This window comes from Nonomuraea sp. NPDC050540 (assembly GCF_044457485.1).
GTDB lineage: Bacteria > Actinomycetota > Actinomycetes > Streptosporangiales > Streptosporangiaceae > Nonomuraea.
Genome location: NZ_JBITHA010000004.1, coordinates 154744 through 172082, shown reverse-complemented (window position 1 = coordinate 172082; position 17339 = coordinate 154744). Strand labels below are relative to the sequence as shown.

The window sequence follows — 17339 nt, the reverse complement described above, 5'->3', positions numbered from 1 at the left end:
TGTTACGGCTACCGCCTCACGTACGTAACGATCACGTGTGCGGGCGTAGACACAGTTCGAAGACGGCGGTGATCCGGTCGACGTCGGCCGGGGTGGGCACCTCGGGGCCGAGCAGGCGCCGCATGGTCCCGATTCCCAGGAAGACCGCGATCGCCAGCCGCGCCCGCGCCTGCGCGTCCGGCCCTTCGAGCCCGGTGGTCAACGGGGCGATGATCGCGTTGCGGAGCCGTTCGCGGACGAGTTCCTGGATCTCGGGGTCACCGGCCGAGCGTTCCAGGGAGCGCAGGATCGGGCTCTCCGGGTCGGAGTACATGCGTTCCGCCGCGTACTCCCCCAGCCGTCTGGCCAGACCCTCCCGGTCGCCTTCGATGACCCGGGCGACTGTGGGCTCGCCGGCCAGCACCTCGCCGAACAGTCCGGCCTTGGAACCGAAGTAACGCCCCACCAGCGCGATGTTGGCGTCGGCCGCCGCCGCGATCATGCGGACGGTCACCTGCTCGTAGCCGTGCTCGGCGAACAGTGAGCGCGCGGCGCGCAGCAGGCGCTGCCGGGTGGCCTCGCGATCACGCGGCTTGGTCTCCGTGGCCGCCTCGGCGTTCATGCCCGAACTCTACCCGCGCGGAGGCCACTTGCCGCGCGGCTAGTAAACGGGCGTATACTCGCTTGGTATTCACATGTTAAAGGGGGTGGGGCGCTTGGTGGCCCAGGCCGAACGGCGGCAGTATTCGCATCGCGAGATCCTCGAGGTGATGGCCGGGCTCATGCTCGCGATGCTCACCTCGATGATCTCGACCTCCGTCGTGGGCACCGCCCTTCCGACGATCGTCGGCGAACTCGGCGGCCAGGACCAGTACTCGTGGGTGGCCTCGGCCACCATGCTCACGATGACGGTCTCGACCCCGCTCTGGGGCAAGCTGTCGGACCTGTTCGGCAGGAAGCTGCTCTTCCAGACGTCGCTGGCGTTGTTCGTCGCCGCGTCGCTGGCCGCCGGGCTCTCCCAGGACATGGGCCAGCTCATCGCGGCGCGAGCCGTACAGGGGCTCGGTGTGGGTGGCCTGTCGGCGCTGTCGCAGGTGATCCTCGGCGACATCGTCTCCCCGCGCGAGCGCGGGCGCTACTCCGGCTACATGGGCGCGGTCTTCGGGCTGTCCACGGTGGCGGGGCCGCTGCTCGGCGGCTTCATCGTCGACACCGACTGGCTCGGCTGGCGCTGGTGCTTCTACGTCGTGGTGCCGTTCGCCGCCGTCGCGTTCTTCGTGATCCAGAAGTTCCTGAAGATCGAGCACGTCCGGCGCGACACCACGGTGGACATCTGGGGCGCCTTCACGATCACCGCGAGCGCGAGCGCGCTCATGCTGCTGCTGACGCTGGGCGGCCAGGAGTTCGCGTGGAACTCCTTCTGGACCTACGCGCTGGCCGCGATCAGCCTGCTGATGCTGGCGCTGGCCGTACTGGCCGAGCAGAAGTCCCGTGACCCGATCCTGCCGCCGCGGCTCTTCCGCAACCCCACGTTCGTCCTCACCAGCCTCGCCTCACTGCTGGTCGGCATGGCGATGTTCGGGGCGATGATCTACCTGCCGCAGTACCTGCAGATCGTGAAGGGGCTCAGCCCGACCAACTCCGGGCTGATGACGCTGCCCATGGTGATCGCGCTGTTCCTGTCCGGCGTGATCTCCGGGAAGATCGTCACCAAGACCGGCAAGTGGAAGATCTTCCCGGTCTCCGGCCTGCTGATCGTGGCGATCGGGCTCTTCCTGCTGTCGCGGCTGCACGTCGACTCCGGCGAGTGGCTGATCGGCTTCGACGTGGCGGTGCTGGGCATCGGCCTGGGCCTGTCCATGCAGATGCTCATCCTCGCCGCGCAGAACGCCTCCGAGCCGCGCGACATGGCCTCGACGACCTCGGGCGTCTCGTTCTTCCGCTCGCTCGGCGGCGCGGTGGGCGTGGCCGCGTTCGGCGCGATCCTCACCAACCGCCTCAAGGACGAGATGGCGCACATGCTCCAGGCGGCCGGGATCAGCCTGCCCGCCGGAGGCACGCCGAAGCTGGGCAGCCCCGAGGCCATCCAGCACCTGGCCGAGCCCGTCAAGGGCATCGTGCTGGAGTCGTTCACGCGCGGGCTGGAGACCGTGTTCCTGGTCGGCGTTCCGATCGCGGTGCTCGGCTTCGTGGCCACGCTGTTCCTCAAGGAACTTCCGCTGCGCACCAACCAGCCCGCCGCCGCGCCCCAGACGCTCACCAAGGACGACATGGTCCTGGCCGGCCTGCTGCTCGAACTCATCGCCCAGCGCGTCGAGAACACCAACGGCCACCCCTCCGCCCTGCTGAGCGCCGTCGCCAGGATGGCGCCGCCGGACGGGCGCTCGGAACGCGAGCGCGCCAGATCCGTGGCCCACGACGTGCTCCGCCCGACCTCGCGGGCGCTCATCGCACAGGCGGCGCCACCCGAGAAAGAGAGAGTCACCCTATGATCCGCACGTTCGTGGGCGCGGTCACGGCCGCCCTGGCGCTGCTCGCCGGGCTGTGGCTGATGATCGCCCCGTTCGCCCTGGGCACCCAGCCCGAGGGCGCCGACTGGACAGCCGCCACCAACGCGGAGTTCTTCACCGGCCTCGGCGTGGCCGTGGTCGCGCTCGCCGGCGTGGGCGCGTTCATCGCCGCGATCTACGAGGAGCTCGTCGCGCGCGGTCTCGTGACGGTACGGCAGCGCCCCGCCGAACCCGAGCCCGCCCCCGCCGCCCCGGCCGGCGCGTCCTCCGCGGACCTGGCCACGATGCTGGCCCCGCTGGTCGAAGCGCTGCGCGAGGACATGAGAACCCGGCACAACGGCTCGCTGGTTGAGGAGAAGCGATGAAGGCGAAGCTGGGCGTGAGCGCCCTGGTGTTGTTGTTCCTCGGCGGCCTCTGGCTGGTCGCCGCCCCGTTCGTGGTCGGTTACCAGCCGCGCGGCGGCGCCTACACCGACGCGACCGTCAACGACCTGTGGCTCGGCGGGATCCTGGCCGGCCTGTCGTTCGCCGCGCTGGTGGCCTACGCGGCCGACGCCCTGCGCGAACTGGCCCGCCGCGGCCGCCACGTGGCCGAGAAGCGCTGACCAGGGACGTGCCGTGTATCCCCAAGGGGAGCCGCTGGCCGACCCAGGGTTCGAGATCGGCAAGGACGGCGCCGGCCTGATCGTGGTCGGCTACGACGGCTCGGGCCCGAGCCGCAACGCGCTCGCGTACGCGGCCGGGCTCGCCCGCCGGGACAACGCCGGACTGCTGGTGGCGTTCGTGGAGTCAATGAACAGCGCCACGCTCTGGTTCTTCGCCGGTGCGCCGATCGTCCCCGATCCGGCCGGCGACCTTGCCGAGGATCTGCGGGACGAGATGCGCGGCGTCGGCGTGCCCTGGCAGTTCATCGCCATGCGCGGCGACGCCACCCGCGCGCTGGAGTCGCTGGCCGACGCGAGCATGGCCGACGCGATCGTGGTCGGCCGCTCCCGCTCGGTCTGGCGCGGCTTCACCGGCTCCGTGTCGGTGGGACTCGCCCGGCGCTCCCGGCGCACCGTCCTCATCGTGCCCTAGCGGAAAGCACGTATCGTGGCTGGATGAAGCGTGTAACGGCCCTGGTCATGGTGCTTGCGGCGGCAGCGTGCGCCGGGCAGCAGAAACCGGTCGCCTCGGCCGCGCAGGCCCCGGCCCCGCCCACGACCGCACCGCCCACGGAACCCGCGGAGCCCACAGAGCCCACACAGGTCCCGAGCACACCCGCCGGGCCGCCGGAGTTCACCGCCAAGATCTCCAAGGTCTCCCGCGACCGGGTCCCGTACTCGTGGCGCCCCGGCTGCCCGGTGCCGCTCGGCGACCTGCGGCTGATCACGATGACCTACTGGGGCTTCGACGACAAGGCGCACACCGGCGAGCTGATCGTGCGGGAGACGGTCACCGACGACATCGTCACGGTCTTCCGGAAGTTGTACGCCCAGCGCTGGCCGATCAAGAAGATGGAGCTGGTCGACGCCTACAAGGGCGACGACTACGACTCGATCGACGCCGACAACACCTCGGCCTTCAACTGCCGTCCTGCCACCGGGTCCAGCAACTGGTCGAAGCACGCCTATGGCCAGGCAATCGACATCAATCCCCGCGAAAACCCGTACGTCACTGCGGACGGCGGCACAGCCCACCAAAATGCGAAGAAATTCACCGAGCGTCCCATGGAAGGTAAAGGCGTCATAAATCCCCGCGACAAGGTGGTGAAGGCTTTCGCCGCCGTCGGATGGGAGTGGGGCGGCTACTGGTCGGGCACGAAGGACTACCAGCATTTCAGCAAGGGCGGGGGCTGACAGACTATTCGCATGGCGGCGAAAGACGGTGACGGATGGGCCCAATGCGCGCGTGGACACCGGCATTGGGGGGTGCACGGGGCATCGGGGCTGCTGGCCGTACACCATGACGAACAGGGCACCCCGCACGTCCTCATGCAGAAACGCGCGTGGTGGAGCCATCACGGCGGGACGTGGGGCCTGCCCGGCGGCGCCCGCGACAGCCACGAGGACGCGATCGTCAGCGCCCTGCGCGAGGCCCACGAGGAGGCGGCGCTCGGCGCCGACGGCCTGCGGGTGCGCGGCGTCTACCTCGACGACCACGGCGGATGGACGTTCGAGACGGTGATCGCCGACGCGGGCACCCTGCTGGACGCGGCGCCCGCGAACTCCGAGAGCTCGGAACTCCTCTGGCTGCCCCTGCCGGAGATCGCCGCCAGGAAGCTGCACCCGGGCTTCGCCGAGACGTGGGACGAGGTCCAGGGCGTGCTCGTCCCCGAGACCGTCGTGCTGGACGTGGCCAACATCGTCGGCGCCCGCGCCGAGCACGGCTGGTGGAACGACCGCCTCGGCGCCGCCACCCGCCTGGTGCGCGACGTGGCCGCCCGCAGCGGCCTCACGCACCCGCTGCTCGCGCAGTGGTACCCGAGGATCGTGGCGGTCGTGGAGGGCGCCGCCAGGCAGGCGCCGCCCACCGGCCAGGTCGAGGTCGTCGCGGCCGCCGGCAGCGGCGACGACACCATCGTCGAGCTGGTACGGCAGGCCAGGCCGTGGGAACGCTACCGCGTGGTCACCGCCGACCGGGGACTCAAGGAAAGGGTGGCCGCCCTGGGCGCCGAGACGTCGGGACCCCGGTGGCTGCTCTCACAGCTGACCTCATAGCCGGGCGACTCCCCGCTCCTCCTCCCGTACGGCGGAGGCCACCAGCTCACCGATGCGCGGGTAGGACTCCCCGGCCCGCGCCGCACTCACCACATCCGCCCAAATTTCCCCCGAAGCGCGATAAATCCGGGAAGCGTCGTCCTCCCCCGCCTCGGCCAGGAACTCCGCGAACAGCGGCCGCGACGCCGCCGGAGCCGTGTACTCCACGTCCAGGCACACCGCCAGCCGCTCCAGCGCGACCCCGGCATCGGTGAACCGGCGCGTCCACCCCTGCTTGGTCGAGGTGTCGCCAAGTTGCTCGGCCAGCTTGCGCATGCCCGACAGCCCGAAGTTGACGTCGAAGTTGTTGCCCAGCACCGGCCCGGTCAGCCTGGCCGCGGTCTCCTTGATCGCCCCGGCGACGTCCGGCCGCCCACCCGCGGTCCCGGTGATCTCGACGAGCTGGTGGCGTTCCTTCTTGGCCGCCGACCAGGCGCCGAGGAACGCCTCCAGGGACAGGTCGCCGTCGCCGAGCCGTACCCGATCTCCGTCGAGGTCGAGCACGTCCACGTCGATGGGTTCGGGGAAAGGAAAGTCTGGCCGCCAGGGCAGCCTGTGCCGGTCCACCCGGCAGACCACCCGGTGCCCGGCGCCGAGCGCGGCCCGCAGGTTCCGCTCCGCCACCTTGGCCGAGCCGGTGTGACGGATCTCGTGCGGCACCCCCGCCCGATCCAGGGCCCGCGCGAGCATCGGCTCCGGGTGCGCCTGGGCGATGACCGACAGGTGCGGCGGCTCACCGGCGTACTCGAAGACGAAGTACATGAAGCCGATCCCGCCGCCCAGGCCGAACCACATGGCCTCGGACAGTTCCTCGCCGAGCACGCGGCGCAGCAGCGCCGACTCGTGGTGGGTCATGGTGCCCTCACCGGGTAGAAGACGGCCCTGAGGCCGGTGACGTCGAGAACGCGCTGCAGGATGCCGTGCACGCCGCTCAGCCGCATGGTCCCGCCGAGCGCGGTCAGGCGCCGGTGGTGCTCGACCAGCACCCACAGCCCGCTGGAGTCGCAGAAGTCGAGCAGCGCCGCGTCGAGCACGAGCGTGTGGCAGCCGTCCTCGGACAGCTCCACGAGCCGCTGCTTCAGCCGGGGAGCCGACAGCTTGTCGAGATCCCCCTCAAGACGCACGAGGGCGTCCCTACCGGCGCGTTCGACCTCGACCCTGAGATCCACCCACCGAACTTACCGCGAGCGTCAGGAGCGGAACAGCCGCTAAGGTGGTGTGCGCACTGGAGGGTTCGCATAGTGGACGAGTGCAGCCGCCTTGAAAGCGGCCAGGCCAGCGATGGTCTCGTGGGTTCGAATCCCACACCCTCCGCTCACTCGTGTCCGGCGAAGCCGTCCCCCACGCTGGCGGCGAGCTGGAGATAGGACTCCCTGGTCGCCTCCTGCAGCCGGTCCAGGTCGATCTCCGCGCCCTCCTCCAGATGCGGGTCGTACGGCACGCGGACCACCGCCCGGCACCGCGCCGCGAAGTGGGCCTCCAGCTTCTTGATGTCCACGGCCGACTTCGAGCGCGGCCGTACGCTGCAGAGCACCACGGTGGCGTCCCTGACCAGGTCGCCGTAGTGGTGCGCCTCCAGCCAGTCGAGCGTCGCCGACGCGGCCCTGGCACCGTCCACGGAGGGAGAGCTGACCAGCACGATCTGGTCGGCCAGGCCCAGGACGCCGCCCATGGCCGAGTGGAGCAGGCCGGTGCCGCAGTCGGTGATGCAGATCGAGTAGAAGTTCTCCAGCACCTGCGCGGCGGCCTGGTAGTCGGCGCCGCTGAACGCCTCGGAGACCGACGGGTCGCGGTCGGAGGCGAGCACCTCCAGCCGGGAGGGCGCCTGCGAGGTGAAGGCCCTGATGTCGACGTATCGCTTGACCTGGTCGCGCTCGTTCAGCAGGTCCCGCACGGTCGCAGAGGTCTCCAGCTCCAGCTTGTCCGACAGCGTGCCGCGGTCGGGGTTGGCGTCCACGGCGATCACCCGGTCACCGCGCACCTGCGCCAGCGTCGCGCCCAGCCCGACCGTGGTCGTGGTCTTGCCGACCCCGCCCTTCAGGCTCAGTACGGCGACGCGGTGGTGACCGGTGGCCACCGGCGTGCGGGCCCGGTTGAGCAGCTCGCGGCGGCGGCGCACCTCGGCCGGCTCGCCGGGCTTGATCCAGCCGCCGGAGGCCTTGTACACCAGCCTGCGCCAGCCCTTGGACGGCGCGTTGCGGCGCCCGCGCAGCAGCGACTCGGGGTCGAGGCTGTCGGCGGTGGGACGTCCGGTGACCGGCGGGCGCGGCGGCGAGGTGAACACCGGCACGGGCGCGGCACGGCGCCGCGCCGCGGGCCGCTCGGCGGCGGGCCGCTCAGCAGGCTCGGGACGGACGGCGGGCTCGGGATGAACGGCAGGCTCTGCGCGGGCGGCCGACTCGGTGCGGGCGGCGGGCTCGGTCCTGGCGGGGCGCTCCGCGGACTCGGAACGAGCGGGCTCGGGGCGCTCGAAGCCCCGGTCCGCGGGCTGTGGCCGCTCGGTGAAGGACCGCTCGTTGAAGGGCTGCCGCGGCTCCGGGGCGGGGCGGTCGGCGGCGGGCCGATCGGCGGGCTGGCCGAACGGGTCGTTACGCGGCGACCAGTCCGGCTTGAACGCCTCGAAGCGCTTCTGCAGCCGCTCTTCTTCCTCGGCGTCCTCAAGGATCTCCGGCGCGTCCGGCTCGGGCAGGTCCACGGCGGCGCGGGAACGTTCGAGGTCGAGGGGAAGGTCCTGCGTGAAGGGACTGTCGAAGTCCTTTCCGAAGCCGCCCTTCGGCTCGTCGAACGCGGGCTTGGGCAGGTCGAAGGCGGGCCTGGACCACTCCGACGGCTTCGGCCACGGGTTGTCCGGCTGGGTGTCGGCCTCGGTGTACTCCGCCTTGGGCGGCGTCTCCTCCTCCGCCGGGGCGGGAGCAGGGGAGAGAAGCGTGTAGCTGTCGGTGTCGTCCGGCCTCGGCAGCGGCTTCAGCGGCGCCAGGAAGCTCTCGGCCTCGTCGTCGCCCGGCCCGGCCGGCTCCTTGCCCGGCGCGGACTCCTCACCCAGCCACTCGGCGGCCTCGCTCTCGGTGGCGGGCAGCTCCTCCGCGGCGGCGGAGCCGTACACGGAGTCGACGGCGGCACGGAACAGCGGCGGGGTCGGCGTCTCCTGCGCGGACGGCACCGACAGCCATGGGTCCTTCGGGTACGGCGAAGCCGCGGCCTCGGCGGTGGCGCTCACAGCCACCGGCGCCTCTTCCGTCTCCTTGATGGCGTCGAGCCAGGCCAGCTGCTCTTCGAGAGATTCTTCGCGATCGTGCCTTGCCACCGTGTTCCCCCTCGGGTGGGTCTAAAGGGGCAGCAAATACATTGCAGGTTAACGTCAAGCGTCGCGCCGGACGGCGGCAACCCTCAACTTCTTTGCCCGGCACCCGCGCTCCGGGGCTCGGCCGAGCGCCACACGCCTATCTTGGTCAGCATGCGAGCGATTGTGATCTCCAAGATCGGCGCGCCTGAGGTTCTGGAGTGGCGCGAGGTGCCGGATCTCCGCCCCGGGCGGGGAGAAGTGCTCATCGACGTGGCCGCCTCGGCGCTGAACAGGGCGGACGTCCTCCAGCGGCTCGGCTTCTACAACCCGCCTCCCGGCGACTCGGAGTATCCGGGCCTGGAGTGCTCGGGGGTCGTGGCCGAGGTCGGCGCGGACGTGGAGCACTTCCAGGTCGGCGACCGAGTCTGCGCGCTGCTGGGCGGCGGCGGATATGCCGAACAGGTGACAGTGCCGTGGCAGCAGGTGATGCCGGTGCCGGAGAACGTCTCCCTGACCGAAGCGGCGGCGCTGCCCGAAGTGGTCTGCACGGTGTGGTCGAACGTGTTCATGACCGCGCGGCTGCGGCGTTCGGACACCCTGCTGGTGCACGGCGGGGCCAGCGGCGTGGGGACGATGGCGATCCAGCTGGCGAAGGCGTTCGGCTCGCGGGTGATCGCGACCGCGGGGACCGCGGAGAAGCTGGAGCGGCTCAGGGAGCTGGGCGCCGACGAAGTGATCAACTACCGGGAGGACGACTTCGCCGAGAAGGCGGAGGCCGACGTGATTCTGGACATCATGGGCGCAAAGTATCTATCCCGAAATATCAAAGCTTTGCGGACGGGTGGGCGGCTCGTGATCATCGGTCTGCAGGGCGGCACCTCGGCCGAGCTCGATCTGCGGATGCTGCTCAACAAGCGCGCGGCCGTACACGGAACCACGCTGCGCTCGCGGCCCGCCGACGAGAAGGGCGTCATCGTGCGCGGGGTCGTCGACAACGTGTGGCCGCTGGTCAGCGCGGGTGCGGTGCGACCGGTGATCTACGCGGAGGTGCCACTCGCCGAGGCCGCGCGGGCGCACGAAATGCTCGATTCCGGGGAACACGTCGGCAAGATCCTGCTAGTACGGTGAGACGTATGAATGCTGAGGAGAACAACACCCCCCACATCGTGGTGGTCGGGCCTGACTTCCAGGGGCAGCAGGGCGACGGCGGCGAGGAAGAGCGCTCGGTGGCGGGCCTGGTCGAGCAGCCCGCGAAGGTGATGCGCATCGGCAGCATGATCCGCCAGCTTCTCGAAGAGGTCCGCGCGGCTCCTCTCGACGAGGCCAGCCGCAAGCGGTTGAAGGAGATCCACGAGTCCTCCATAAAGGAGCTTGAGGACGGCCTCGCCCCCGAGCTGGTCAACGAGCTGGAGCGGTTGTCGCTGCCGTTCACCGAGGACAACGGCGCCCCGCCCAGCGAGGCCGAGCTGCGGATCGCCCACGCCCAGCTGGTCGGCTGGCTGGAGGGGCTCTTCCACGGCATCCAGACGACGCTGTTCGCCCAGCAGATGGCGGCCAGGGCCCAGTTGGAGCAGATGCGCAGGGCGCTGCCCGGAGTGCCGCAGGAGGGCCAGCAGCAGCCCGGCGGCTCCGGCCCCTACCTGTAGAGCTCTTCGAGCACGCGGGCGACGCCGTCCTCGTCGTTGGCCTCGGTCGTCTGACCGACCACGGCCAGCACGTCGCGATGCGCGTTGGCCACCGCGTACGACCTGCCCGCCCACGCGAGCATGGGCAGGTCGTTCGGCATGTCACCGAACGCCACGGCGTCCTCGGGGCCGATGCCGTGCCGCCCGGCCAGCGCCGCGAGCGCGGTGGCCTTCGTGATGCCGTGCGCGCTCATCTCGACCAGCGCGCTGCGGCTGGAGTGGGTGGCGGTCACCAGGTGCCCCACGAGCTCGTGCACGGCGCCGTGGAGCCGGTCCGGGTCCATCTCCGGGTGCAGGGCGAGCAGCTTGGCGCACGGCCGCGAGGTGAGGATCCCCGGCGCGACGCCGCCGCCGCGTCCCGCCCTTCGGTCCAGGCCACCGAGCCGGAAATCTGACTCGTGCGCAAAACCACCTTCGTACTCGACCGAAAATGCCAGTCCGGGGATGTTCGCTCTTAGCTGATCCACGACCTCCACGAGGACGTCGGCCTGGATCAGGTGAGATTCAAGAATCTGTTCGGTGTGGAGATCGTAGACAAGCGCCCCGTTCGCGCAGATCGCCACCCCGCGGTGCCCGACGACCTCGGCCACCTCCCTCATCCACCGAGGCGGGCGGCCGGTGACGAGTACCAGCACAGCCCCGGATTCCTCTACCCTGGCGAAGGCAGCAGCCGTTCGGGAAGAGACCGTTCCATCGGAGCGCAGGGCGGTTCCGTCGAGGTCGGTGGCCACAAGGCGAGGGGTGTTCATAACGGGTTCCAGTTTGCCCGGTGATGCCGTCCAACAGAAATCTTCCTAGCGAGGGGAACACCAAGGCGGTGGAATGGTGTTAGATGTGATGGCGTTGTATTAGCTGATCCCGTAGTGAAAACCAGCATGACTTTGTCTGAGCCACCCCGGGTTGCTGCTGTACGACACACCGGGACCCATGAGGTGTGGGTCCCATAGATTCACATCCTGAGGGAGAGCTTTTATGGCTCAGGGAACCGTCAAGTGGTTCAACGCTGAAAAGGGCTTCGGCTTCATCGCTCCGGACGGCGGTGCACCGGACGTGTTCGTGCACTTCTCCGAGATCCAGGGCAACGGCTACCGCAGCCTCGAAGACGGCCAGCGGGTCGAGTTCGAGATCACGCAGGGACAGAAGGGGCCGCAGGCCTCTGCCGTCCGCGCCATCTGATCTGAAGTAAGCGAGGTAGGGCGGGGTTCGCTTCCAGCGGACCTCGCCCTTTCCGCTGTCCAGGCTCCGGGTCACCGGTAGACCAGCCCCGACAGCCGCCAGGCCAGCGCCCGGCGGAAGGGGGGCAGGGCGGCCAGCAGCCGCAGCACCACGTTCCTGACCGGCCGCAGCGCCCGGCTCATCGTCGCCAGGCGGGTCAGCCGGCCAGCGAAGGCCACGACCTCCCGGGCCACCGGGCGGCGGGCCGCCGCGTAGGCGTCCAGGGGCGCCTCGTCCCCGGTCTTGAGCGTCTCCGCCAGGGCCTCACCGAGCGCCACGGCGTCCTGGACGCCGGTGTTCATCCCCTGACCGCCCGCCGGGCTGTGCACGTGCGCGGCGTCGCCCGCCAGCACGACCCTGCCGCTTCTGTACGCGTCCGCGACCCTGTGGTGGACCCTGAAGCGCGAACCCCACACGACCTCGCTCACCACGACCTTCTGGCGCCGCGGGCCACGCTCGTCCAGCAGGCGCTGCACATAGGCCACGTCGGGCTCGTGGGGCGCCTCGTCGACCGTGGCCACGATCCTGAACGTCCCGTCGGGCAGCGGGGCCACCACGACGAGCCCGGCCGGCGAGAAGTACAGCACGACCTCCTCGCTGGGCACGCCGCCGCTGAGCCGTACGTCCGCCAGCGAGAACGACTCCGGGTAGGAGGCGCCGCTGAACCCGATGCCGGCCTGCTCCCGCACCGTGCTGTGCATGCCGTCCGCGCCGGCCACGTAGCGGGCGCGCACGCTGCTCCCGTCGGCGAAGACCGCCGTCGCGCCCGCGCCGTCCTGGGTGAGCCCGGTCAGCGTGTACGGCCGCGCCACCCGCCCGCCCAGCTCGACCAGCCGGTCCAGCAGGATCCGCTCGGTCTCCGCCTGGGAGATCATCAGCGTGTACGGGTAGTCCGTCGGCAGGTTCCCGAACGGAACCGGCACCAGCACGCGGTCCCCGTCCCTGATCGTGAAGCGCTTGGCGTGGATGCCCCGCTCGACCATGGGCCCGGTGACGCCGAGCGGCTCGAGCTGCTCCAGGGTGCGAGCGTGCACGACGGCGGCGCGGGAGGTGTTGTCGCCCTCGGCCTGGTTGTCCACGACGGTGACGTCGAGGCCCTGGAGCCTGAGCGAGATCGCCAGGGTGAGTCCGGTGGGGCCGGCGCCGATGACCAGAACGTCGGTGGCGGTGGGAAGCATCTTCGTTCTCCTTTTGGTCAACGCTTGTTGGCATCAGTCTGCGCCTGGCGTGCTGGCAATGTCAACACTTGTTGGCCTACAATCGTTGACATGAGAAGGAGCTCCGCGGACACCAAGGCCGTCATCCTGGCCGCGGCCAGGGAACGCTTCGCCGCAGACGGCTACGAGAAGGCCACGATCCGGTCTATCGCCGGTGACGCCGGGATCGATCCGGCGATGGTGATGCGCTACTTCGGCAACAAGGAGAAGTTGTTCGCCGCCGCCGCACACATCGACCTGAAATTTCCGGACTTCTCGGCACTGCCGCGGGACCAGATCGGCGCCGGGCTCGTCGGCCACTTCCTCGGGCTGTGGGAGCACAACGAGGCTCTGCAGGTGCTCCTGCGCACCGGCGTCACCAACGAGGCGGCCGCCGAGCGCATGCGTGAGATCTTCGCCACTCAGCTGGCCCCCGTCATCGTCACCCTGACCGGCCCGGACGAGGCCCCTGTGCGCGCCAGCCTGGCCGCCTCCCAGATCCTGGGGCTGGCGCTCGCCCGATACATCCTGAAATTTCCGCCCATCGTGGCGATGTCCCGCGACGACCTCATCCACTGGGTGGCCCCCACCATCCAGCGCTACCTCTGCGACTGACCCGACCACGCTCCCCCGCCCGGCGGCACGCCGCCATGAACGCCCCCGTGCGCCGTGTCCACCCGATCGGTGTCGAGAGGCCCTGCAGCCTCACCCTGGGGCGCCCAGGGATCACCAACCGGCCGACGGTCCAGAGGCCGTGGGCAGAACCGCGGCGAGGCGGGATGGGCGCTGCTGGAGCGGGATGGGGCGTTACGAGGGGATCACGAGTGTGACTCGAAGCGCGTTCCGGCCGAACGACCGCAAATCCGGAACCGTCGATGAGTGCATGAGGTACGCGTGGCTGTGCCATCCCGTGACGCTCGTCGCGGCGTCGCTGTTGCTCGTCAACGACCACCTGCTCAAGCAGGCCTGGCCCGGGTTCGTCACCGGCAAGCTGAGCGACGTCGCCGGACTGGTCGTCGCCGCTCCCCTTCTTTCCCTTCTCCTGCTGCGTAAGGCCGACCTGGCCGCCACCCTGCTCACCGGGGCGCTGTTCACCCTCGTGAAAACCACCGAGACGGGCGCGGAGGCCGCCTCCCTTGCCTGGACCTTCGTCGCGGGCCCTTCGCACGTCCTGGCCGATCCCAGCGACCTCCTGGCGCTTCCCGCGCTCGGGCTGGCGTGGTGGGTCAGGAAGCACGAGGCGCCCCGGAGGTGGCTGGCGGTGGTGGGGGTGCCACTGGCCGTACTGGCCGTGGCCGCCACGGGCCCGGCGGGAAGCCCGCCCGCCGCGGACACGGTGCGGGTCGACGGCGGGCGGATCACGGTGACGAGCACCTGGGGGTCCGGCAACGTCTCCACGGACGGCGGGCGCACCTGGAGGCTCGCCCCCGACCGCGATCAGGACGCGCAGGGGCAGAAGTCGATGTGCGTGCCGCGGGAGCCGCGGCGCTGCTACTGGGTACGCGGCGACGGCGTCAGGGTCATGCAGTCGGACGACGCCAGCGTGACCTGGCAGCCGTCCTGGGAGATCTCCCCCGGTCGGCTCGAAATACTCGAACGGATCTATGGCGAGCGGGTGTCCTCGGTGTCGCTGGCGGTCCAGGCGACGGCGCGGGGTCATGTGGTCGTCGTGGCGAACGGGCGGGACGGCGTGGCCGTACGGGATAAGAGCGGGCGGTGGACGCGGCTGGGGTACGACCCGTCGGGGCAGCTGACCGCGGAGGCCGCCACGGCGATGGACGGCGGTCAGGAGGTCCACGGCGAGCTTGCCGTCGCGCTGCTGGCCGGGGTGTGGGCGATCGTGGCCGGGCTCATGATCGCGGCCAGGGGCAGGCGCAGGATCGCCACCCACTGGATCGCGCCCGCCCTGGCGACCGGGAGCGTGCTGCCGTACGTGCTGCTCGATCCGGTGGCGAGCGGCGTCTCCGCCATGCTGTGGCTGGCCGCCAGCGCGCTCCTGCTCGCCGCGGTCGTGCTCGCGATCGTGGAGTCGGTCCTCGCGAAGATCCCCTCCACCGCCCTCTGGCAGGCACTGGGCACGGGGGTGCTGGTCGCGCTGGGCATCGCGGCGCCGTTCCGCGGCTGGGCGTTCGGGTGGCCCGACTCCTACGACGTGGCGCTCGCCATGGCCGCGTTCTTCTCCGTCGCCATCGGCGCCCTCGGGCTGACGTTGGTACGGCGCACCGCCCGCACCCACCTCGCCCAACCCTGAGGCGGGCCCGGTGATGCGGCCATCGCGGCGGAGCGCGGTCGCGCGTCCGCCGCGATCGCTTACTTGGCCGGCTCCAGCACGTCCAGCCCCAGGAAGGGGCGGAGCGCCTTGGGGACCACCACGGAGCCGTCGGCCTGCTGGTGGTTCTCCAGGATGGCCACGATCCAGCGGGTCGTGGCCAGCGTGCCGTTGAGCGTCGCCACGTGCTGCGGCTTGCCGTCCTTGTCACGGAAGCGGACCGCCAGGCGGCGCGACTGGAACTCCGTGCAGTTGGAGGTCGAGGTCAGCTCGCGGTAGCGGCCCTGGGACGGGATCCAGGCCTCGCAGTCGAACTTGCGCGCCGCCGACATGCCGAGGTCTCCTGCCGCGGTGTCGATGATGCGGTACGGCACCTCGATCTTGGCCAGCATCTCCTTCTCCCAGGCCAGCAGGCGCTGGTGCTCGGCGGCGGCGTCCTCCGGGCGGACATAGGTGAACATCTCCACCTTGTCGAACTGGTGGACGCGGATGATGCCCCGGGTGTCCTTGCCGTAGGAGCCCGCCTCGCGCCGGAAGCACGACGACCAGCCCGCATAGCGCAGCGGCAGCTCGGCGCCGTCGAGGATCTCGTTGGCGTGGTAGCCGGCGAGCGCGACCTCCGAGGTGCCGACGAGGTAGAGGTCGTCGTCGGGCAGGCGGTAGATCTCCTTGTCGTGGGCGACGTGGAAACCGGTGCCCGCCATCGTCTCCGGACGCACCAGGACCGGGGTGATCATCGCGGTGAACCCGGCCTCGATCGCGTGCTGCATGCCCATGTTGAGCAGGGCCAGCTGCAGGCGGGCGCCGACGCCCTTCAGGAAGAAGAACCGCGAACCCGACACCTTGGCGCCGCGCTCCATGTCGATGGCGTCGAGCGCCTCGCCGAGCTCCAGGTGGTCCTTGGGCTCGAAGTCGAACGCGCGCGGCTCGCCGATCGTCTCCAGCACGACGAAGTCGTCCTCGCCACCGTGGGGAGCCGCCTCCTCCACGATGTTGGGCACCGCGTGGGCCATCTCGTCGAGCTCGGCACCCAGCTGCTCGGCTTCGACCTCGGCGGCCTTGACCTGCGCGGCGAGCTCCTTGGCCCGCTGCAGCAGCGCCTGCTTCTCCTCGCCCTGCGCCTTGGAGACGGACTTGCCCATGGACTTCTGCTCGGCGCGCATGGTCTCGAACGAGGTCAGCGCGGATCGCCGACGCTCGTCGAGGGCCAGCAGCTTGTCGACGATCGAGTCGTCCTCACCCCGTGCGCGCTGCGACGCTCGCAGCCGCTCAGGGTCCTCCCGAAGTGTCCGCAGGTCAATCACAGGCCAAGCGTACTCGCTCCTCCGCTGACGGCAGGACCGATTAAAACCACCGCCCCGGCGACCTCACCACCACCACCACCCCGGCTCACGTGGGCCGTGGCGGTGGGCAGCCCGTCCGACGTGAGAGGCGACCCCCACGATCGGCGGTCACCCACGTCGGCGGGTGGCGGTGGTGCGGCTTGCCGTAACGGATGAAAGGCCCGTGACGGGATAAGGGCCCGTGACGGAAAGGAGAACTACGGCCTGCCCTGGCGGATGTGGGTGAGCCAGCTACCGGCCTCGGTGAAGGCGGCGTCGGTGGTGGCGGGCTTGATCTGGGTGGTGACGCCGTCCGCGCGCGGGTAGCTGCCCAGGAAGCGGACCTCGCCGCAGATCCGGTGCAGGCCCGAGATGGCCTCGCCGACCCGCGCGTCGGCCACGTGTCCCTCGAAGTCGAAGTGGAAGAAGTAGCGGCCGATGCCGTCGCCGGTGGGCCGCGACTCGATCCGGGTCAGGTTGACCCCGCGCACCGAGAACTCGGTCAGCATCTCCAGCAGCGCGCCCGGGTGGTCGTCGGCCAGGAAGACCACGAGCGTGGTGCGGTCGGAGCCGGTGGGCTCCGGCAGCGCGCCGGGCCGGGCGACGCGGACGAACCTGGTCACCGTGTCGGTCCGGTCGCCGATGTTGGCGGCGATCTCGACCAGGCCGTAGTGCTCGCCGGCGATGCGGGCGGCGATCGCGGCGTCGTACGGCGAGCCGGGCAGCGACACCTCCTGGGCCGCGGCGGCCGTGGAAGGGGCGGAGACCACGACGGCGTCGGGCAGTTCGCGGTTGATGTAGCCGCGGCACTGCGTGATGGCGGCCGGGTGGGTGTAGACGCGCTTGATGTGCACCAGCTCGGTGTCGGGCCGGGCCAGCAGGGAGAACCGCACGGGCAGCAGCAGCTCGGCGGTGATCAGCAGCGGCTCGCCCCACGCGAACTCGTCGAGGGTGGTGGTGATGCCCCCCTCCAGCGAGTTCTCCAGCGGGACGACCGCGCCGTCGGCCTCACCGGACCGTACGGCGTTGAGCGCGGCACCGACGGTGGCGCAGGGCATGCGGTCGGCGTCGGGCTCCATGAGCCGCAGGGCTTCCTCGGTGAAGGTGCCCTCGGGTCCGAGATAGGCGATTCTGGGCATGACA

General features: G+C 70.5%; 19 protein-coding genes and 1 tRNA gene. 12 read left to right on the top strand and 8 right to left on the bottom strand.

Annotation, left to right across the window (positions count from 1 at the left end; translation table 11 throughout):
• Positions 1 to 31 precede the first annotated feature (31 nt).
• Complete coding sequence (locus ACIBI5_RS15365) at positions 32 to 601, bottom strand: TetR family transcriptional regulator (RefSeq protein ID WP_397247126.1); 570 nt, start codon at positions 599 to 601, stop codon at positions 32 to 34.
• Between the two features lie 85 nt (positions 602 to 686).
• Here ACIBI5_RS15365 and ACIBI5_RS15360 point away from each other — a divergent pair, with 85 nt between their 5' ends.
• From ACIBI5_RS15360 to ACIBI5_RS15335, 6 genes are all read left to right on the top strand, one after another.
• Entirely contained in the window at positions 687 to 2471 is a 1785-nt protein-coding gene (locus tag ACIBI5_RS15360) for an MDR family MFS transporter (protein ID WP_397247125.1), read from the top strand.
• Positions 2468 to 2854 (top strand): hypothetical protein, encoded by a 387-nt coding sequence (locus ACIBI5_RS15355; RefSeq protein WP_397247124.1) that lies wholly within the window; start codon positions 2468 to 2470, stop codon positions 2852 to 2854. Before ACIBI5_RS15360 ends, ACIBI5_RS15355 begins: the two co-directional genes overlap by 4 nt.
• Complete coding sequence (locus tag ACIBI5_RS15350; protein WP_397247122.1) at positions 2851 to 3093, top strand: hypothetical protein; 243 nt, start codon at positions 2851 to 2853, stop codon at positions 3091 to 3093. The genes ACIBI5_RS15355 and ACIBI5_RS15350 overlap by 4 nt, the downstream gene beginning before the upstream one ends.
• Positions 3094 to 3106: 13 nt before the next feature.
• Complete coding sequence (locus ACIBI5_RS15345; RefSeq protein ID WP_397247120.1) at positions 3107 to 3565, top strand: universal stress protein; 459 nt, start codon at positions 3107 to 3109, stop codon at positions 3563 to 3565.
• A gap of 23 nt (positions 3566 to 3588) precedes the next feature.
• Positions 3589 to 4326, top strand: a complete 738-nt coding sequence (locus tag ACIBI5_RS15340) for a M15 family metallopeptidase (protein ID WP_397247119.1) — start codon at positions 3589 to 3591, stop codon at positions 4324 to 4326.
• A 72-nt stretch (positions 4327 to 4398) separates the two neighbouring features.
• Positions 4399 to 5187, top strand: a complete 789-nt coding sequence (locus ACIBI5_RS15335; RefSeq protein WP_397247117.1) for an NUDIX hydrolase — start codon at positions 4399 to 4401, stop codon at positions 5185 to 5187.
• On the opposite strand, the gene ACIBI5_RS15330 is transcribed toward ACIBI5_RS15335, so the two are convergent.
• On the bottom strand, positions 5182 to 6081 hold the full coding sequence (locus ACIBI5_RS15330) for a BtrH N-terminal domain-containing protein (protein WP_397247115.1): 900 nt from the start codon (positions 6079 to 6081) through the stop codon (positions 5182 to 5184). The genes ACIBI5_RS15335 and ACIBI5_RS15330 overlap by 6 nt on opposite strands.
• Positions 6078 to 6395, bottom strand: coding sequence for an STAS domain-containing protein (locus ACIBI5_RS15325; RefSeq protein WP_397247113.1), 318 nt, complete (start codon positions 6393 to 6395; stop codon positions 6078 to 6080). Before ACIBI5_RS15325 ends, ACIBI5_RS15330 begins: the two co-directional genes overlap by 4 nt.
• 58 nt (positions 6396 to 6453) lie before the next feature.
• Between ACIBI5_RS15325 and ACIBI5_RS15320 the strand changes: the two genes are divergently transcribed.
• Positions 6454 to 6540, top strand: a tRNA-Ser gene (locus ACIBI5_RS15320).
• Position 6541: 1 nt separating this feature from the next.
• Here the strand turns inward: ACIBI5_RS15320 and ACIBI5_RS15315 are convergent.
• Positions 6542 to 8530, bottom strand: coding sequence for an AAA family ATPase (locus ACIBI5_RS15315; protein WP_397247111.1), 1989 nt, complete (start codon positions 8528 to 8530; stop codon positions 6542 to 6544).
• A 150-nt stretch (positions 8531 to 8680) separates the two neighbouring features.
• Here ACIBI5_RS15315 and ACIBI5_RS15310 point away from each other — a divergent pair, with 150 nt between their 5' ends.
• Positions 8681 to 9637, top strand: a complete 957-nt coding sequence (locus ACIBI5_RS15310) for an NAD(P)H-quinone oxidoreductase (protein ID WP_397247109.1) — start codon at positions 8681 to 8683, stop codon at positions 9635 to 9637.
• Between the two features lie 5 nt (positions 9638 to 9642).
• Entirely contained in the window at positions 9643 to 10155 is a 513-nt protein-coding gene (locus ACIBI5_RS15305; protein ID WP_397247108.1) for a bacterial proteasome activator family protein, read from the top strand.
• Here ACIBI5_RS15305 and ACIBI5_RS15300 read toward each other — a convergent pair.
• Positions 10146 to 10943, bottom strand: coding sequence for an HAD family hydrolase (locus ACIBI5_RS15300; protein WP_397247106.1), 798 nt, complete (start codon positions 10941 to 10943; stop codon positions 10146 to 10148). The genes ACIBI5_RS15305 and ACIBI5_RS15300 overlap by 10 nt on opposite strands.
• A 223-nt stretch (positions 10944 to 11166) precedes the next feature.
• On the opposite strand from ACIBI5_RS15300, the gene ACIBI5_RS15295 reads away from it, so the two are divergent.
• Positions 11167 to 11370, top strand: coding sequence for a cold-shock protein (locus ACIBI5_RS15295; protein ID WP_157248489.1), 204 nt, complete (start codon positions 11167 to 11169; stop codon positions 11368 to 11370).
• Between the two features lie 71 nt (positions 11371 to 11441).
• Here ACIBI5_RS15295 and ACIBI5_RS15290 read toward each other — a convergent pair whose 3' ends face one another.
• A complete protein-coding gene (locus ACIBI5_RS15290; protein ID WP_397247104.1) occupies positions 11442 to 12587 on the bottom strand; it encodes an FAD-dependent oxidoreductase in 1146 nt (381 codons plus the stop codon).
• A gap of 90 nt (positions 12588 to 12677) precedes the next feature.
• Between ACIBI5_RS15290 and ACIBI5_RS15285 the strand changes: the two genes are divergently transcribed.
• Positions 12678 to 13220, top strand: a complete 543-nt coding sequence (locus tag ACIBI5_RS15285; RefSeq protein WP_397247102.1) for a TetR family transcriptional regulator — start codon at positions 12678 to 12680, stop codon at positions 13218 to 13220.
• Between the two features lie 268 nt (positions 13221 to 13488).
• Entirely contained in the window at positions 13489 to 14856 is a 1368-nt protein-coding gene (locus ACIBI5_RS15280; RefSeq protein ID WP_397247100.1) for a hypothetical protein, read from the top strand.
• 59 nt (positions 14857 to 14915) lie between these two features.
• On the opposite strand, the gene serS is transcribed toward ACIBI5_RS15280, so the two are convergent.
• Together serS and pheA are read right to left on the bottom strand one after the other, a co-directional pair.
• Positions 14916 to 16178 carry a serine--tRNA ligase gene (gene serS, locus ACIBI5_RS15275; protein WP_397247098.1) on the bottom strand — a complete coding sequence of 421 codons (1263 nt, stop codon included), beginning with the start codon at positions 16176 to 16178 and terminating at the stop codon, positions 14916 to 14918.
• Positions 16179 to 16414: 236 nt separating this feature from the next.
• Positions 16415 to 17335, bottom strand: coding sequence for a prephenate dehydratase (gene pheA, locus ACIBI5_RS15270; RefSeq protein ID WP_397247096.1), 921 nt, complete (start codon positions 17333 to 17335; stop codon positions 16415 to 16417).
• Positions 17336 to 17339 lie beyond the last annotated feature (4 nt).

Bases quoted from the DNA above. Each gene is read 5' to 3' on its own strand.
- ACIBI5_RS15365 (WP_397247126.1), bottom strand. From the start codon at position 601: ATGAACGCCGAGGCGGCCACGGAGACCAAGCCGCGTGATCGCGAGGCC.
- ACIBI5_RS15355 (WP_397247124.1), top strand. From the start codon at position 2,468: ATGATCCGCACGTTCGTGGGCGCGGTCACGGCCGCCCTGGCGCTGCTC.
- ACIBI5_RS15350 (WP_397247122.1), top strand. From the start codon at position 2,851: ATGAAGGCGAAGCTGGGCGTGAGCGCCCTGGTGTTGTTGTTCCTCGGC.
- ACIBI5_RS15340 (WP_397247119.1), top strand. From the start codon at position 3,589: ATGAAGCGTGTAACGGCCCTGGTCATGGTGCTTGCGGCGGCAGCGTGC.
- ACIBI5_RS15330 (WP_397247115.1), bottom strand. From the start codon at position 6,081: ATGACCCACCACGAGTCGGCGCTGCTGCGCCGCGTGCTCGGCGAGGAA.
- ACIBI5_RS15310 (WP_397247109.1), top strand. From the start codon at position 8,681: ATGCGAGCGATTGTGATCTCCAAGATCGGCGCGCCTGAGGTTCTGGAG.
- ACIBI5_RS15305 (WP_397247108.1), top strand. From the start codon at position 9,643: ATGAATGCTGAGGAGAACAACACCCCCCACATCGTGGTGGTCGGGCCT.
- ACIBI5_RS15300 (WP_397247106.1), bottom strand. From the start codon at position 10,943: ATGAACACCCCTCGCCTTGTGGCCACCGACCTCGACGGAACCGCCCTG.
- ACIBI5_RS15295 (WP_157248489.1), top strand. From the start codon at position 11,167: ATGGCTCAGGGAACCGTCAAGTGGTTCAACGCTGAAAAGGGCTTCGGC.
- ACIBI5_RS15290 (WP_397247104.1), bottom strand. From the start codon at position 12,587: ATGCTTCCCACCGCCACCGACGTTCTGGTCATCGGCGCCGGCCCCACC.
- ACIBI5_RS15285 (WP_397247102.1), top strand. From the start codon at position 12,678: ATGAGAAGGAGCTCCGCGGACACCAAGGCCGTCATCCTGGCCGCGGCC.
- ACIBI5_RS15280 (WP_397247100.1), top strand. From the start codon at position 13,489: ATGAGGTACGCGTGGCTGTGCCATCCCGTGACGCTCGTCGCGGCGTCG.
- pheA (WP_397247096.1), bottom strand. From the start codon at position 17,335: ATGCCCAGAATCGCCTATCTCGGACCCGAGGGCACCTTCACCGAGGAA.